The following is a 16,746-nucleotide window of genomic DNA, read 5'->3' on the forward strand; positions in this document are numbered from 1 at the left end:
ACCCTCGCCCTATCGGGTCGGGAGCGCGTGAGTCGGATGACATCCGGGACACCTTGGAGCGTTAAAGGCATCGACCCGCGCGCGCGGGCGATGGCCAAGACAGCTGCGCGCCGCCAAGGCATGACGCTTGGCGAATGGCTGAACCGCGTCATCCTTGAAGACGGCCCGCTGTCCAGTGACTGGTCGGACCGGCTGAGCGCCTTTCCCGGCTTTACTGCATCGCCCGACGGTGTTGGCGGCGGCGGCGATGATGATCTTCACGAAATGATCGCGCGGCTGGGCGCCCGCATCGAGGCAGCTGAATCGCGCGCGCAACTGGCCATTTCGGGCGTCGATCAGTCAGTAAACGGTCTGGCCCGGCGTCTGGAGCGTATCGAGGACGGGCTGGAGGACGAGGAAGAATCCACCCAGGCCGCCCTCACCCGCATGCGTGCCAGCCAGGACGAGCTGATGGACCGGCTGCGCAAGCTGGAGCGCAATGGCGGCAGCGGCGATACTGCGCCGGTACGCGCAGTCGAAGCCGCGCTCGGCAAGGTGGCTGCGCGGCTGTATGAAACCGAACGTGATTTCCGCTCCGAGATTGACGGCCTGCTGGACCGTGAGGACCGCCGCAAGGACGGCGCGGAAAAGTCGATCCGCACGCTGGCCGAACGTATCGACGAGGCCGAGCGGCGCACGCGCGCCGAGGAGCAGTCACTGCGTGATCTTGTGGAGCAGCGCCACAAGGACATGACCAGCGCGCTGGAAGGCGTGCATGACGGCTCCCGGGCCATGCAGCGCCGTCTGGTGGCAGCGGAAAGCGCGACCTTCCAGGCCGCCGATGCGCTGGCCAAGTCCCATGAGCGTCTCGAAGCGCGCCTTGCCCAGCTGGAGCAGGGCAGCGGCTCTGCCATGACGCAGGAACAGTTCCAGCAGCGCTTTGACCGGCTCGCGACCGAGCTTGCCGAAGTGATCCGTGATACGCGCCGCGAGTTTGCCGGCCAGCTTGATGCGCTGGCCCGCTCCGGTGGTCAGGGCGGGCGTTTCGAGCAGGCCCTGCAGGCCACTGAAGCGCGCCTCTCTGCGGCAGAAACGCGTCAGGCCGATACGCTGGCACGCATCAGCCAGGAAGTATCGCGCCTTGCCCGCGCCATTGACCGGCGCTTCACGGACAATGAAAGCCGTATGGAAGCGCGCCTGCGCGAAGAGGAGCAGCGCCGCAGCCAGCTTCGCAATCAGGCCGATATTGAAAGCCGTCTTGACGATGTGCGCCGGGAAAGCAGTCATGCTGTCCGGCAGATCGGCGAACAGGTGGCAAAGCTGGGCGAGACCCTGGCCGAAAGAGTAAGCAATGCCGAGGAACGCTCTGCCAGAGCGCTGGAGGCAGCAGGCGAACGCATGGCCCGCGTGGTCGAAACACTCGATGCCAATGGCCGCGCCCGGTCAGACGACGATGTGCTTCAGGAGCGCATCGCCGCCTCCGAGGAGCGCACTGCCGCACGCATAGCCGAGGCCATGCAGGGCGTGCATGCGCGCCTCGACGCGGCCCGCACCGAAACGTCAGAAGCCCTGTCGCCCGTTCAGCGGGCCATGACGGCGCTGGCCGAGCGGCTGGAAGCCATCGAGCAGAACGCGCTGCATGAACCGCCGCGGCGCAAAATGCCCGCCGCTGCGTTTGAAAAGCGGGCCGAAAGCGCCAGCGAACCCGCGCCGGAAGCCGACAGTTTTGCAAGCCCGCTCAAGCCCCCGCCCGGCCAGCGCGAGGCAGCCCTGCAGGGCGAGTTTGCCATTAGCGGCGCTGGCAGCTTCGTCGTCGCGGTGGAAGACCCGCTGACCGGCCCGCAGCGCCAGGAGTTTGAACAATCCGCGCAAGACAGCGGCGAGGAAGATGTCTGGCAGGAAGCACCCCGGCCAGCGCCCATGCCCGAACCTGCGCGCCGCACACGCGCCGCCCAGGTGCTTGGCGCCACTGCCGACGCTGAATTCCTGTCCGCCGCCCGGCGCAAGATCCGTACAGGCGGCTCGGATCCGGCGCGCTATGACTATACGGCCGCACAAGCGCCTCAGCCCGAAGGCTCACGCAGCCGCTGGCTGCTGGCCGGTGTGAGCCTTCTGGGCTTCCTGGCGCTTGGGGCCGCTGCTGCCTTCGTCCTGACCGATGGCTTCAATCGCGGAACCCAAACCGCGCAGAGCGACATCTCGGCCGAAGCGCTCTCCAGCCTGTTTGCCGATGTGCGCACCGAACCGACCGCTCCGGCAGAACCTGCCAGCGCAGACGAGAGCGCATCAGCAAGCAGCGGCGAGGCCGCGCCCGCAGACGCGCTGGACGCGCCGGTCGAGGTGAGCGCGGCTCCGGCGCGGCCCGTTCAGACCCCCTCGCCTTCCACGCAGCAGGCAGAAGCCCCGGCAGTGGTCCAGCCTGCCGCCAACACGCTTCCCGACACGCCGCTTACCCTTGAGGCAGCAGCGACCGCCGGTGATCCGGTTGCCCGCTATCAGCTGGCGCTCCAGCGCTTTGAGGCAGGGGACACGCAAGGCGGCGTTACGCTGATCCGCAGAGCCGCCGAGCAAGGTGTGCCCGACGCCCAGTTCCGTTATGGCCGCATGCTGGAGCGCGGCGAAGGTGTGACCGCTGACCCCGATGCCGGGCGCCAGTGGATGGTGCGTGCTGCAGAAAACGGTCACTTGCGCGCCATGTACGAGGCAGGCGTCGCCTATGTGAACCAGCCCCCCACCCCCGCCAACCAGCAGGCCGCGGCACGCTGGTTTGAACAGGCCGCCCTGCACGGCATGGGCGACAGCCAGTTCAATCTCGGCCTGCTGTTTGAAGAAGGCTTTGGCGTGCCGCAAAGCGCCGCTGACGCCTATGCCTGGTTCCTCATCGCAGCAGCGGGCGGAGACAGTGCCGCCTCCGAGCGCGCCGCCGGCCTGCGCCGTGAACTCTCTGCTGAAGAGCGTGCCGCTGCGGAAGACGCTGCACGCGGTTTCGCACCGCGCACCCTGGATCCACAAGCGCAGGGACGCTACCCCGCCCAGACCTGGGAACAGGGTGCAGGCACGCGCCTGATCGCCCGGGCGCAGGAATTGCTTTTCGCCATGGGCTATGGTTCCGGTCAGGCTGACGGGGCTTATGGCCCGCAAACCCGCGAGGCAGTGGTGGCATACCAGCGCGCGCAAGGACTGGAAGCGAGCGGGGCGATAGACACCGCTCTGGTTGCCCGGCTCGAGCGCGGCCCGTCCCGGTAGGGCGGGGCGATGGACATCTACCTTCCCATTGCGGAAGTCTCGGTAAATATCTTCCTGATACTGGGCCTTGGCCTCGCCGTCGGCTTCCTCTCCGGCATGTTCGGGGTTGGCGGCGGCTTCCTGATGACGCCCGTCCTGATCTTTATCGGCATCCCGCCTCCGGTAGCGGTGGCGACACAGACCAACCAGATCGTCGCCTCATCGGCCTCCGGGGCGATTGCCCATTTCCGGCGCAAGAGCCTTGATCTGAAAATGGGGCTCTACCTGCTGGCAGGCGGTGTGGTGGGGTCGGTCGGCGGCGTCTGGCTGTTCTCCTTCCTGCAGGCCACCGGCCAGATCAATCTGGTCATCTCGCTGTGCTATGTCGGCTTTCTCGGCATTATCGGCGGCCTGATGTTCGTGGAGAGCGCAGGCGCGCTCTGGCGGCGCTACCGGCAGGGCAAGACGGGCATCACGCCGCGTCCGAAGCGGCGCAAGCGCGGCCTGATAGATGCCCTGCCCTTCAAGGTGCGCTTTCCGGTCTCCGGCCTCTATATCAGCCTGATCCCGGTCATCGGCATTGGCGCACTGGTCGGCCTGCTGGCGGCCCTGATGGGCGTGGGCGGCGGCTTCGTGATGGTGCCGGCGATGATCTACATCCTGCGCATGCCGACCTCGGTGGTGATCGGCACATCCCTCTTCCAGATCCTGTTTGTCACAGCGCTGACCACCTTCCTGCAGGCGGCCCAGAACCAGACGGTCGATCTGGTGCTGGCGGCCCTGCTGATCGTTGGCGGCGTCATTGGCGCGCAGTTTGGCGCCCGTGCGGGCCAGCGCATCCGGGCAGAGGAATTACGCGCAGCGCTGGCCCTTATGGTGCTGGCGGTCTGCCTCAAACTCGCCTTCGATCTGGTGTCCGATCCGGTCGATATGTTCGAGCTGATGGAGACCACCGGAAGGGCCGCGTCATGATCCGCTTTCTGCTCATGGCGCTGCTGATTACCGGGACGGCCCATGCCGCGCCGGAGGATGAGATACAGCCCGTCGGCATCGTGGCCGCCCTCACCCAGGAAGTGGTGGAGATACGCTCCAATTTCTCCGGCGCAGACTTTCTGGTCTATGGCGCGGTCACCGGCCTTGCCGAAGGCGACGACATTGTCGTGGTTGTGCGCGGGCCGCAGGAGGATTTGCGCGTCATGCGCAAGATCCGCACGCTCGGCATCTGGATCAACCGGGCGCCCATCGCCTTTGAAAACATCTACGGGTATTACGCCGTTGCCTCCACCCGCTCGCTAAGCCAGTTCGCCACCTTCTCGTCACTGCGCCGCGAAGCCATCGGCATGGAGCATTTGCGCCTGTCTGCGCCCGCCCATGAACGCGAGGAAACGCGCTTTGGCGTAGGCGGCGTGGTGGTCACGGAGCTGGGCGCGGAAATCGTCGATTACCGCCGGGCGGTGGTGCGCAACCGGGCGCGCGACGGCCTCTACGTGGAATCCCCCGGCGGGGTGGAGATACTCGATGGCGGGCTGTTCCGCGCCGATGTGCGCCTGCCACCCGTAACCCCGGTGGGCGAGTATGCGCTCGACATCTACCTGTTCCGTGACGGCGTACCCATCGCCAGCCGCCGGACGACGCTGGAGGTGCGCAAGGCCGGGTTCGAGCAGGCCTTGTATGATTTTGCGCATGATCACGCGCCGCTCTATGGCATGATTGCCGTCATCATCGCGCTCCTGTCAGGATGGGGCGCGGCAGAAGTCTTCCGCCGCAGATAGGAATACCGACCATGCTCAGACAGCTCAGCGAAGCGCCCGGCACCCCGCTTCTTCTCGGATTTGCCGGTCTGGTGCCGTTCTTCGCCGGCGCATTCGGCATCGCGCTGGGCGGCCAGGCAGGGCTGCAGGCCGCAAACTTCCTGCCGATTTATGCGGCTGTCGTGCTGTCCTTCCTGGCGGGCGGGCGCTGGACCACCGAGATCGTGCTGCGCGCCGATGCGCCGCGCACCGGCGTTTTGCTGCTGGCTGTGCTGCTCTCGCTGTCGGGCTGGTTTGCGGTGCTCCTGCAGGTCTGGAACCGGCCTGACCTGCCCTTTGATACCGAGCTGGCCGGATGGGGCATTCTGATTGCCGGTTTCGTCATCCAGTATCTGTGGGACCGCGGCGCGGTGCGCGGCGGCACCCTGCCACGCTGGTATCTGCCCTTGCGGCTGGTGCTGACGCTGGGCGCGGTGATCGGGCTTGGCGCAGCGCTGGCCATACGGGCGATGTAGGGGCAACACACATCGCGTTTCACCGGCGCAAGCCGGTGCCCAGTCTCTTTTTTGTTCCGCAACGCATCCACGTTGCGATGTTCCGCGAAAAGTCGCGGGCGGCCGGTCGGCCTTGCGGCCCCTGATGGGGCCGTCCTGGCTCCCCGGCGCGCAGCGCCGCAAGCGCGAACGCGCGCCCGAGCTAATGCGAGGCACGACGCACGGATGTGCGGAGCATCACTAAAAGATAACCTCTAATCCCCCAGCACGCTTTTACCCGTCACGCGGTAGACCCGGTCCCGGCCGAGCATCCAGACATCGGGCGTGCGCTCAAAGTGCGCCGCAAAGGCATCATCACGCACATTCAGCCCGCCCGTATAGGCGCCGAAGGCTGGCAGGATGAGGCGGCTGCCATCACTGGCAAAGGCACGGCGGCGGACCGAACGGCCCTTGTGGGAGACCTTCGCGCAAGGATGAAGATGGCCCGCCACCTCTCCGGGTGACGCGCCTTCACGTGGCTCATGGCGCAGGGTGAGGCCGTCCAGCTCCATCTCCCCCGCCAGCTCTCCGCCATAGCGCGGTGACGGCGCAGGATCGTGATTGCCGGCAATCCACACCCAGCGCTCCACGCAAGCCACCAGATCCTTCAGGAAGGCTTCGTCCTCGCCATGCATGCGCGCTTCGGCTGTCTGGTCGTGGAAGCTGTCGCCGAGCGCGATGACCGTGCGCGGCTGCACGCGCACCATCGCATCGGCGAGGCGGGCCAGCGTTGCGCGCGTGTCATAGGGCGGCAGCATCACGCCCTTGGCGGCGAAGGATGATCCCTTCTCAAAGTGCAGATCGGCGACGATCAATGCCGACGCGCTTTCCACGAACGCCACGCCCGACACATCGGCGAGCACCGGCACGCCGTTGACGTTTATATGCTGAACCATGGGAGCGGCAGCCTGTAGCATCTGCCCAGACAAGCGCGTTCCCCATCCGTTCGTCAATCCGCCTCTTGCAGGGCGCGCACATCGCCTGCTCTTAGCGCATTGATATGGCATGATATTTTCTCCACCGGCCAGTCCCACCAGCTGATCCGCAACAGCGCGGCGATGGTGGCGCCGTCAAAGCGCTTCTTCTTCAGCTCTGCCGGATTGCCCGCAACGATGGCGTAGTCGGGCACATCGCGGGTCACCACGCTGTGCGCGGCTATAATGGCGCCATTACCGATGCGCACGCCCGGCATGATGACCGCCCCGCGGCCGATCCAGACATCATGGCCGACGACCGTGTCGCCCTTGTATCCGCTGTCGAGGGAGCTTTCCTCAAAGCCCTTTTCCCAGCCGCCGCCGAATATCTGGAAGGGATAGGTGGAGATGCCATCGAGCGCATGGTTCGCGCCATTCATGATGAAGGTGACGCCGGTGGCAATCGCGCAGAAGCGGCCAATGACCAGCCGGTCGCCGGTGAAGTCGTAATGGTAGAGGACGTTGCGGTTCTCGAACTCTTCAGGCGCGTCCGGGTCGTCATAATAGGTGTAGTCGCCGACCTCGATATTGGGCCGGGTGATGACGGGTTTGAGAAAGCAGACGCGGTCAAATCCCGCCATCGGGTGCGGGTTCATCGGATCAGGACCATGCATGGGGTAGTCACCTTTCACGCCCGCGCGCCAGATGGCGGGGCGTCTCTATTGCCAGTTTGGGCGGAGAGGGCGCAGGGCGCGCCTTGAAAGGTGCTAGTTCATAATAGGCCTATTGTCGGTCTGCGCAGGCACAGCGTCAAGGTCTTGCCGCCTCCTCGATCAGGTCTTCGGACGCGGCTTCCAGGATGGCCTCATGGGCCTCGCCATAGACCGGCTCACGCCCGATCTCCAGCATGACCGGGACCGCCAGCGGCGAGATGCGCTCCAGCGAAATTGCATCAATCCGGCCCTCAATGGCGGCGAGCCGGTCCGACAGGCGGCGAATGTCCAGAAGGCCCGTCGCCGCATCGGCCCAGGCCGCCTGAAGCAGGATATGGTCAGGCTCATGCTCGCGCAGCACGTTGTAGATGAGGTCGGAGGAGAAGTTGACCTGCCTGCCGGTCTTTTCCAGCCCCGGATGGCGGCGCTCGATCAGGCCGGAGATCAGCGCACAATGGCGGAAAGTGCGCTGCATCAGCACGCTTTCATTCAGCCACGCATCGAGATCATCACCCATCAGATCGGGCGAGAACAGCGCAGCGAAATCCACGCCTGCCATATCCTCCAGCGCCCAGACCGAGAGCGCATATTCGTTGGCGACATAACCCAGCGGTTTCAGCCCCAGCCGCTCCAGCCGGCGGGTCAGCAAAACGCCCAGCGTCGCATGCGCCAGCCGCCCCTCGAACGGGTAGCAGACCAGATAGTGCTTGCCCGCACGCGGAAAGGTTTCCACCAGCAGGCGGTCAGCCTGTGGCAGGCGCGAGCGAAGCTGCTGCATCTCCAGCCATTCGCGCACCTGATCTGGCAGTTTCGGCCATTGCTCCGGCTCGCTGACCAGCTTGCGCACACGCGCCGCCAGATAGGTGGACAGCGGGAATTTCCCGCCCTGCCAGGAGGGGACTTTGGGGTCTTCACCGCTCGCCCGGCTGACGAAGAGATCGGTCTGGCTGGTGCCTTCAAAGCGCAGCACCTGCCCGGCGAAAAGGAAGGTGTCGCCGGGGCTGAGCTGGTCTGCGAACCATTCTTCCAGCTGGCCTAGGCGAGGACCGGCGGCGCGCAGGCTTTTCGCACCGCTGCGCGCGCTGACCACGCGCACATCCAGCATCGGGCTTTCCACGATAGTGCCGATATTGAGCCGGTGACGCTGGGCGGCATTGCGGTCGCGCGCCCGCCACAGCCCGTCCCGCCCTTTCACGATGCGGCAGAAGCGGTCATAGCTGCCAAGCGCGTAGCCGCCGGTCGCGACGAACTCCAGCACGCGGTCAAACGTCTCGCGCGGCAGGCCGGTATAGGGCGCAGCGCGGCAGATTTCGGCATAGAGCGCGTCCGCCTCGAACGGATCACCGCAGGCGCGGCCCATCACGTGCTGGGCCAGCACATCGAGCGCGCCGCTCTTTAGCGGCTCGCCATCGAGCGCATGTTCGGCCACGGCATCGCGCGCCGACAGGCACTCAAGATGTTCAAACCGGTTGGTGGGCACCAGCACGGCGCGTGACACTTCATCGAGACGGTGATTGGCCCGGCCCAGACGCTGGATCAGGCGCGACGTACCCTTGGGCGCGCCGAGCTGCACCACTAGGTCCACATCGCCCCAGTCAATGCCCAGATCGAGCGTGGAGGTACACACCACCGCGCGCAGTTTTCCCGCCGCCATCGCCCCTTCCACCTTGCGGCGCTGCTCGACGCTGAGCGAGCCGTGATGGAGCGCGATGGCGAGGTTGTCCTCATTGATGCGCCAGAGCTGCTGGAAGGCGAACTCGGCCTGAGAGCGCGTGTTCACGAAGACCAGCGCGGTGCGCGCGGTTTTCAGAAGTTCATACACGCCCTCCATGGCGTGCTGGCCCATATGGCCCGCCCAGGGGATGCGCGCATCGGGGGTAAGGATAGACACCTCAGGCTCAGCCCCCGCAGCGCCGCGCACGATGCGGGTGGCGAGCTTCAGGCTTTGCGGATCGCGCGACAGCCAGCGTGCGTGGCCCTCCACATCCTTCACCGTCGCGGAAAGGCCGATACGGCGCGCAGTGGGCGCATAATGGCTGATCGCGGCGAGACCCAGAGCCAGCAGATCACCGCGCTTTTGCGGGGCGAGCGCATGGACTTCATCCACGATTACGGCCTTGAGGTCGGCAAAGAACGCCGCGCCATTTTCCTGCGCCACGAAAAGCGCGAGCTGTTCGGGCGTGGTCAGCAATATGTCGGGCGGCGCAGCACGCTGACGGGCGCGTTTCGATTGCGGGGTGTCGCCCGTGCGCGTCTCGATGCGAAGTTTGAGCCCCATCTCGTCTACCGGCACCATCAGATTGCGCGCGACATCCTGGGAGAGCGCCTTGAGCGGCGAGATGTAGAGCGTGTGCAGGGCGTGGGGCCGGTCCTTGCCCGCGCCCTCGACCATCCCTGCCAGCTCGATCAGCGAGGGGAGGAAACCGCCAAGCGTCTTGCCGCCGCCTGTCGGCGCGGTCAGCAGAACATCTTCGCCTGCTTTGGCTGCCTCCAGCATGGCCAGCTGGTGGGCGCGCGGCTGCCAGCCCCGGCTGGCAAACCAGCGGTCGAAAAGCGGCGGCAGGCCGGGAACGGGAGAGGCATTATCCATGTCCCCCACAGATAGAACCAATGCCGCTTCCGGTCGACAATTTCACCCTGCCTGCCTAGGTTCCGCACCAGACAGTCATCATCCAGGAGCGCAACATGAAGCGTGCAACTCTTCTTCCGCTGGCAGGCATGCTGGTTCTGGCCGCTTGCGGCGATCAGGTCGCCACAGGAGACGGTGATGCCCGCGAGGTTGTCGTCGGCGCGGCGCACACGCAAGAGCGCCTCAACTACCCGACCACGCGCACCGTGGAACAGATCGACACCTATCAGTCCGCATCCCGGGGTGAAGTCGAAGTCGCCGACCCCTATCGCTGGCTGGAAGAGGATGTGCGGGTAAGCCCGGAGGTGGCCGCATGGGTTACGGCGCAGAACGCCGTGACCAACCGCTATCTGGAAAACCTGCCCGGTCGCCCCATGATCGCCGAGCGCCTGCGCGAGCTATGGAATTATGAGCGCCTGTCCACGCCTGCGGCGCGCGAGGGGCTGTATTTCTACGCCTATAATGACGGCCTGCAGGACCAGTCGGTCTATATGGTCCGTGACGGGCTGGACGGCGAAGGCCGTATCCTGATCGATCCCAACACGCTGTCAGAAGACGGCACGGTGGCGCTGGCCGGCACCTGGCCAAGCCCGGATGGCCGCTACGTCGCCTACATGCTGCAAGATGGCGGCTCTGACTGGCGCATCGCGCAAGTGATCGATGTCGAGACCGGCGAGATGCTGGAAGACCGGATTGAGTGGATCAAGTTTTCCAACCTGTCCTGGGCAAAGGATGGATCGGGCTTCTTCTACTCGCGCTATCCCCAGCCGGCCGAAGGTGAGGAATTCACCTCGCTGAACATGGATCAGGCGATCTATTTCCACGCGCTGGGCACCGGCCAGAGCGAAGACCGCCAGATCATGGCCGATCCGGAAAACCCGGAAGTCAGCTGGCGCGCAGGCGTGAGCGATGATGGCGACTATCTCTTCATCTATTCCTCCGCCGGCACTGACGGCAATGCCATCCATATCCTCGACCTGACCGATGAAGACGCCGAGCCGGTGGCGATCTTTGAAGGGTTTGACAATAACCACTCGCCCGTCGGCAATGATGGCGAGACCTTCTTCTTCATGACCGATCTTGATGCGCCCAACCAGCGCATCGTCGCGGTTGATCTTTCCGATCCCTCAACCCTTACCGACATCGTCCCGGCAGGCGATTTCCCGATCTCGGCGGCCAGCCATGTCGGCGGGCACCTGATCGTGCGCACGTTCGAGGATGTGCGCTCGGTCGTGCGCGTTCATACGCTGGAGGGCGATGAGGTGCGCGAGGTGGAACTGCCCGGCCTTGGCGTCGCTGGCGGTTTCAATGGCCGCCCGGACAGCCCGGAAACCTTCTACAGCTTCACCAGCTTCAACCGGCCCGGCACGGTCTATCGCTATGATGTGGAAACGGGCGAGAGCACCCTTTTCCATGAAGCACCCCTCACCTTTGATCCCGATGACTATGAAGTCAGCCAGGTATTCTATGAGAGCACGGGCGGGGTGCAGGTGCCGATGTATGTGGTCCACCACCGCGATGTGACGCCCAATGGCGAGCGCCCTGTGCTGCTCTACGGATATGGCGGCTTCAACATCCCGATGACGCCCGCCTTTGATGTGCGCCGTCTGCAATGGATGGAGATGGGCGGCGTGTTCGCGCTAGCCAATATCCGCGGCGGTTCGGAATATGGCCGCGACTGGCATGATGGCGGCCGCCTCGCCAACAAGCAGAACGTCTATGACGACTTCATCAATGCCGCCGAGCACCTGATCGAGCTGGGCTGGACAAGCCCCGCCAATATCGCCATCGAAGGCCGCTCCAATGGCGGGCTGCTGGTCGGCGCCGTCGCCAATCAGCGCCCGGACCTGTTTGCCGCCGCCCTGCCGGGCGTGGGCGTGATGGACATGCTGCGCTTCAACCAGTTCACCGCAGGCCGCTTCTGGGTGTCGGACTATGGCAGCCCGCAGGACCCGGATATGTTCGACGTGCTCTACGCCTACTCGCCGCTGCACACCATACCGCAAGGCGAAGGCTATCCGGCGACGCTGGTGACGACCGCCGATACAGATGACCGCGTGGTTCCCAGCCACTCGTTCAAGTACATCGCGGCGCTGCAAGCCACCGATACCGGCAATGCGCCCACCCTCATCCGTATCGAGACCCGCGCCGGACACGGCGCAGGCACCCCGGTCTCCATGCTGATCCAGGAAACGGCCGACAAATGGGCCTTTATCGCCTTCCACACCGGACTGGACCTGAGCCAGCCACAACGAACGGAATAGCCAGGATGGAACAGACAAATGCCCTCGCACGCCTTGAGGCAATCCATGACGCGGTGAAGGCGGTAAATCGCGGGCCGGGCAATGCTGCCGCCTGGTTCGCCGCCTATGCGCTGACGCCCTCACAGGCTCAGACAGATGAAGCCGTTGCCGACATGCAACTGACCCGGGAGGCGCTAAAATCCAGCCTGGGCGGCTGGCGTGCGCCAACGGGCGACCTGCTCTGGATCTATGCAGCCCTGCTGGCAAGCCATGGCAAGACCGCGCAGGCCTTCCTAAAGGTACGTGATGCCCTGCGCGAGGACGAGAAGGCTTCCCGCACGCGCAAGCTCCATGAGGGTGGCAGCCGGGCCGCACTGGTCCTGACACTCGCAGATGCCACGTCCGCGCAAGCTGTCAGGCGGTTCTTCTCGATCAAGCAGGCCATCCTGCCTTCATGGTGGCGGGCCAATCCGGAGGTGACGGATCTGTTTGCCGCCTCCCACGCTGCGCGCGATGAGAGTGGCGACAACGTCCAGCGCCAGCGCGAAGCGGCCATGGCGGTGTTTGAAGCGGACCAGGCGGCGCGCGGACTAAAACGCGAAGGCGCACGCCTCAGCGTGCTTTACCAGCAGCCGGCCAACGAGGTGCTGAGCCGCTTTCTTGCCCTCCGCGAGGCTGTGAAAGCGCACCGCAAAATTCGCTATACCGGCAATCACCATATCTGGATGGAATGGGCCGCCCAGGGCGTCACGCCCGCTGATCTGCCCGTGATCGAGGCGAACATGGAAGCGCTCTCCAAAGTGCCGCAGACCGGGGCGGCGCGGCTTCGCCTCGCCCAGCTTGTCTGGCTTGGCGAACGCACGGATGGCTCGCTGGGCGCACTGGCGGCCATGTCGGCCATGATCGCCGCACAGACGATGGCGATTATCGCTATCACGAGCGCAACAACAGCGGTCGTCGCCACCTCGGCAGGGCGGTAGGCGGGCTTTGTCTTGCCGCCACTGCCCGTCAGTGGAACAATGGCGTCCATGAGACGCGATGAGCTTCTGGCCCGCCTGCGCGAACTGAAGCCGTGGTTTGAGGACCACGGCATCATTCGCGTGCGCGTGTTCGGCTCCCATGCCCGCGACGAGGCCGGCCCCGACAGCGATGTCGATCTGCTGGTGGAGTTTGCTCAAACACCCAGCCTGATCGGCATGATCGGGATCGAGCGTTCGCTTGCAAATGAACTCGGTTGCCCGGTCGACCTTGCAACCGAGCGTGGCCTGAAGCCGCGCGCGCGCGCCCATATTGCCGCAGAAGCTGTCGATGCCTGAACGCAGTGATCGCGACTGGCTAAACGACATACTTGATGAGATCGCGCTAGCGTGCCAGCTCACCCAGTCGATGGGCTATGACGCCTTTAGCGCTGACCCGTTCGCCCAGCGCGCCCTGCTGCACATGCTGCACATGCTGCAAACCATAGGCGAGGCCGCGGGCAAGCTTTCGCCAGAGACGCTATCAGCAATTCCCGGTGTGCCCTGGCCCGATATTCGGGGCATGCGGAACCGCATTGTCCACGGCTATTTCGGAATCGATATGGAGGCTGTCTGGCGGACCGCGGCCGACGACCTTCCTGAGCTCGAAGCAGCGATCCGAAAAAGCGGATTGGCCATAGCCCCCTAAACGCCTTGCCGCGTACCGGTGCCAGTGAGACAATAACGCCCATGAAACGCGATGAGCTTCTGGCCCGCCTGCGGGAGCTGAAACCATGGTTTGAAGACCATGGCATCATCCGCGTGCGCGTGTTCGGCTCCCACGCCCGCGACGAGGCCGGCCCCGACAGCGATGTCGATCTGCTGGTGGAGTTTGCAGAAAGCGGTGCGCCGGACCTCTTCAGTTTCTCCGGCATTCGCCTTGAGCTGGAAAAGCGGCTGGGCTGCTCTGTGGACCTGCTGACGCCACGCTCCCTGTCACCGCGGATGGCACACCGTATTCAAGACAGTCTGGTCGATGCCTGAACGGGGTAAGTCTCACGACTGGAAAGTTCTCGTAGCCGACATGATCGAGCATGCAGGCTATGCCCGCTTTCATGTGAAAGACATGGACCGGGACGACTTCTGCGCGGACCTGAAAACCGTACATGCCGTCACACGTTGTGTGGAGGTGATCGGAGAAGCAGCCCGTCATGTCCCGGCGGACATCCGTCAGCAGGCTCCCGGTATCCCTTGGGGACAAATCGTCGGGACACGACATATCCTCGCGCATCACTATGGCCGCGTCGATCCGGTATTGCTCTGGAACCTCGTAACCGCACGGCTGGAACCGCTAGAAACGGAGCTACAGGCGCTGCTTGCCGCGGCCCCCTAAACGCCCTGCTCGATCATCCGCTTATAGCCCTCACGGGCATGGGCGCGCTTCAGCCAGTCTTTCGTAGCCGGCGCGTTGTCCAGCAGGCCGGACTTCTCCATGCCATCAAGCTGGAAGCCCATCAGGCAGTCGGCAGCCGTGAACATATCGCCCGCAAACCAGGTGTGGCGGGCAAGATGGCTCTCGATAGTGGCCGTTGCCTTGTCGCGCTCGCCCGTCATCCAGGCTGCCAGCAGCGAATCCTGCAAGCCCGTGGCGCGGGTGAAGACAAGGATCAGGCCGGGCAGGAAGGGCGAGCCCTCCGCTGCATGCATCCATTCCAGATAGCGCGCAAATTCGGGCCGCCCGGGCTTGGGATGCAAGCGGTGCTCAGTGTCGAACACGGCAAGAATATACTGCGCGATCGCGCCCGTTTCGGCGATCACCTGCCCTTCATGCTCCAGCAGGGGCGCCTTGCCCATCGGGTGAACTTTCAGCAGGTCCGGCGGGGCGAGCCGCGTCTGCGCATCACGTTCATGGCGCACCAGCGTGTAGGGCAGGCCCAGCTCCTCCAATAGCCAGATAATGCGCTGGGAGCGCGAGGCATTGAGGTGATGGAGGACAAGGCTCATCAGGTGTTTCCTTGAAAAGCAGGCATGCCCGCAGCCCTGGGGGCTGCGGGCGGATACCGGCTAGTTGGCAGCCGGCAGGGTGTAGCCGACCTCTGCGCCCGGTCCGAGCGGCAGGCCGAGATAGACCCAGGCGATCGTCATGGCGATGCCGGTGATCATCAGCCAGACCGAGTAGGGCAGCATGGCTGCGGTAAGCGAACCAATGCCGAACTCAGGCACCCAGCGGCGGGCAAACACCAGCACCAGCGGGAAGTAGACCATCAGCGGGGTGATGATGTTCGTGGCGCTGTCACCGACGCGATAGGCCGCCGTGGCCATTTCCGGGCTGATCCCGAGCAGCATCAGCATCGGCACGAGGATAGGCGCCATGAAGGCCCATTTCGCGCTCGCCGAGCCGACGAAGAGGTTCAGCACGCCGGCAAACAGCACGATCAGGCCCAGCACGATCGGCAAGGGCAGACCTGACTGCTGGATCGCGTTGGCGCCGTTGACGGCCGAGATGATCCCCAGATTGGAGAGGTTGAACATCTCCACGAAGTACGCCGCGGCAAAGGCCAGCACGAGATAATAGCCCATATCCTTCATGCCGCCGGCCATCATCTCCACCGTATCGCGGTGGGTCTTGATCGTACCCGCTGCCATGCCGTACGCGACGCCTGCCGCGAGGAACAGGATCAGGAAGCCAGCCACCAGCGAGGTGAAGAACGGGATGAGTTGCTGGGTCACTTCCAGCGTGGGGTCAGGGTTCAGCAGAGGCGGATTGCCACCCCAGATCGACAGGGCGCCAAAGCTGACCAGCTCGACCATGTCCACGGTCAGGAACAGCCACAGGAAGACAACAGCGAGAACCGCCAGACCCGCGTGAGCGAGACCCTTCTTCTGACCGGCCGTCAGCGGGGCATCAGGATCATCATCCGCATCATCGCTGCCGGCAACGGCGCCGCCGGTCCATTTGCCGAGGCGCTTTTCGATAATGCCGTCCGTGACAAACCAGATCACCGGCAGGTAGATGAACGTCATCACGGCGATGAAATACCAGTTGCCGGCAATGTTCATCACCCAGTCGGTCACCAGGCTGCCTACCGCCGCTTCTGTAATGCCAAACAGCAGCGCGTCGAGCTGGCCGGGGAAAAGATTGGCGGAGAAGCCGCCTGACACCCCGGCAAACGCGGCCGTAATGCCCGCGATCGGATGCCGGCCGGCCGCCGCGTAAATGACACCCGCCAGAGGGATCAGCACCACATAGGCCGCATCGGCAGCAAGGTTTGCCAGCATCGCCACCAGGGCGACAGCCGGGGTCAGGAGGAAGCGCGGGGCGTTGCGCACGGCTGCGCGCATGGCGGTGCCGAACAGGCCGGCACGCTCGGCGACACCGGCGCCCAGCATCACTACCAGCACATAGCCAAGCGGATGGAAGGAGGTGAAGATCGTCGGCATGCGCACCAGCAGATGCTCGATCAGCTCTGACCGGAACAGCATGCGCGCGGGCTCCACCACAGGCGAGCCGTCTTCATTCACGCGCACCGGATGCTCGACCGAGACGTTCAAGAAATCGGTGATCACCGAGACAACGATCAGTATGCCGATCAGATACGCGAAGATGATGACCGGGTCGGGCAGCTTGTTGCCGGTCTTCTCGATCCAGCCGAGAATACCTTTCTGGCGCTCCTCAACTGCGGGCGCGTCTACGTTTGCCATATTGCTTTCCCCCTTGGCGCGCCAACCGTCTGTCAGGCCAGCGACTGCGCATTATCACCGAGCGGAACGGTCTGGGCCGTCCGCAAGGGGCTAAGGTTAAG

General features: G+C 64.6%; 15 protein-coding genes. 10 read left to right on the forward strand and 5 right to left on the reverse strand.

The window, feature by feature from the left end:
- The first annotated feature begins 36 nt into the window (after window positions 1–36).
- Genes X907_RS11110 through X907_RS11125 form a run of 4 tightly spaced genes read left to right on the forward strand, consistent with a single transcriptional unit; the run spans window position 37 to window position 5,470 of the window.
- Window positions 37–3,225, forward strand: a complete 3,189-nt coding sequence (locus tag X907_RS11110) for a peptidoglycan-binding protein (RefSeq protein WP_127567990.1) — start codon at window positions 37–39, stop codon at window positions 3,223–3,225.
- A gap of 9 nt (window positions 3,226–3,234) precedes the next feature.
- Window positions 3,235–4,176, forward strand: coding sequence for a sulfite exporter TauE/SafE family protein (locus X907_RS11115; protein ID WP_127567992.1), 942 nt, complete (start codon window positions 3,235–3,237; stop codon window positions 4,174–4,176).
- Complete coding sequence (locus tag X907_RS11120; protein ID WP_127567994.1) at window positions 4,173–4,976, forward strand: TIGR02186 family protein; 804 nt, start codon at window positions 4,173–4,175, stop codon at window positions 4,974–4,976. The genes X907_RS11115 and X907_RS11120 overlap by 4 nt, the downstream gene beginning before the upstream one ends.
- Before the next feature lie 11 nt (window positions 4,977–4,987).
- Window positions 4,988–5,470 (forward strand): DUF3429 domain-containing protein, encoded by a 483-nt coding sequence (locus tag X907_RS11125; protein WP_170175543.1) that lies wholly within the window; start codon window positions 4,988–4,990, stop codon window positions 5,468–5,470.
- Between the two features lie 233 nt (window positions 5,471–5,703).
- Here the strand turns inward: X907_RS11125 and pdeM are convergent, their stop codons facing one another.
- From pdeM to X907_RS11140, 3 genes are all read right to left on the reverse strand, one after another.
- The gene (pdeM, locus tag X907_RS11130) at window positions 5,704–6,384 is read right to left on the reverse strand and encodes a ligase-associated DNA damage response endonuclease PdeM (protein ID WP_233352324.1); all 681 of its coding nucleotides are present in this window, start codon (window positions 6,382–6,384) and stop codon (window positions 5,704–5,706) included.
- A 53-nt stretch (window positions 6,385–6,437) separates the two neighbouring features.
- A complete protein-coding gene (locus X907_RS11135) occupies window positions 6,438–7,076 on the reverse strand; it encodes a CatB-related O-acetyltransferase (protein ID WP_127567998.1) in 639 nt (212 codons plus the stop codon).
- A gap of 136 nt (window positions 7,077–7,212) precedes the next feature.
- Window positions 7,213–9,705 (reverse strand): ligase-associated DNA damage response DEXH box helicase, encoded by a 2,493-nt coding sequence (locus X907_RS11140; protein ID WP_127568000.1) that lies wholly within the window; start codon window positions 9,703–9,705, stop codon window positions 7,213–7,215.
- A gap of 95 nt (window positions 9,706–9,800) precedes the next feature.
- Between X907_RS11140 and X907_RS11145 the strand changes: the two genes are divergently transcribed.
- From X907_RS11145 to X907_RS11170, 6 genes are read left to right on the forward strand one after another with little or no spacing between them, the layout of a single operon-like run.
- Window positions 9,801–12,008 (forward strand): prolyl oligopeptidase family serine peptidase, encoded by a 2,208-nt coding sequence (locus X907_RS11145; RefSeq protein ID WP_127568002.1) that lies wholly within the window; start codon window positions 9,801–9,803, stop codon window positions 12,006–12,008.
- A 5-nt stretch (window positions 12,009–12,013) separates the two neighbouring features.
- Window positions 12,014–12,967, forward strand: a complete 954-nt coding sequence (locus X907_RS11150; RefSeq protein WP_127568004.1) for a hypothetical protein — start codon at window positions 12,014–12,016, stop codon at window positions 12,965–12,967.
- A gap of 48 nt (window positions 12,968–13,015) precedes the next feature.
- On the forward strand, window positions 13,016–13,303 hold the full coding sequence (locus X907_RS11155) for a nucleotidyltransferase family protein (protein ID WP_127568006.1): 288 nt from the start codon (window positions 13,016–13,018) through the stop codon (window positions 13,301–13,303).
- The gene (locus X907_RS11160) at window positions 13,296–13,652 is read left to right on the forward strand and encodes a HepT-like ribonuclease domain-containing protein (protein WP_127568008.1); all 357 of its coding nucleotides are present in this window, start codon (window positions 13,296–13,298) and stop codon (window positions 13,650–13,652) included. The genes X907_RS11155 and X907_RS11160 overlap by 8 nt, the downstream gene beginning before the upstream one ends.
- 41 nt (window positions 13,653–13,693) lie before the next feature.
- Window positions 13,694–13,987 carry a nucleotidyltransferase family protein gene (locus X907_RS11165; protein ID WP_127568010.1) on the forward strand — a complete coding sequence of 98 codons (294 nt, stop codon included), beginning with the start codon at window positions 13,694–13,696 and terminating at the stop codon, window positions 13,985–13,987.
- Entirely contained in the window at window positions 13,980–14,336 is a 357-nt protein-coding gene (locus tag X907_RS11170) for a HepT-like ribonuclease domain-containing protein (RefSeq protein ID WP_127568012.1), read from the forward strand. The genes X907_RS11165 and X907_RS11170 overlap by 8 nt, the downstream gene beginning before the upstream one ends.
- Here X907_RS11170 and X907_RS11175 read toward each other — a convergent pair.
- Window positions 14,333–14,947 carry a glutathione S-transferase family protein gene (locus tag X907_RS11175; RefSeq protein ID WP_127568014.1) on the reverse strand — a complete coding sequence of 205 codons (615 nt, stop codon included), beginning with the start codon at window positions 14,945–14,947 and terminating at the stop codon, window positions 14,333–14,335. The two genes, X907_RS11170 and X907_RS11175, sit on opposite strands and share 4 nt — an antisense overlap.
- Window positions 14,948–15,007: 60 nt before the next feature.
- Complete coding sequence (locus X907_RS11180; RefSeq protein ID WP_127568016.1) at window positions 15,008–16,645, reverse strand: AbgT family transporter; 1,638 nt, start codon at window positions 16,643–16,645, stop codon at window positions 15,008–15,010.
- Window positions 16,646–16,746 lie beyond the last annotated feature (101 nt).

Origin of the sequence: Glycocaulis alkaliphilus (assembly GCF_004000605.1) — a bacterium.
Classification (GTDB): domain Bacteria; phylum Pseudomonadota; class Alphaproteobacteria; order Caulobacterales; family Maricaulaceae; genus Glycocaulis; species Glycocaulis alkaliphilus.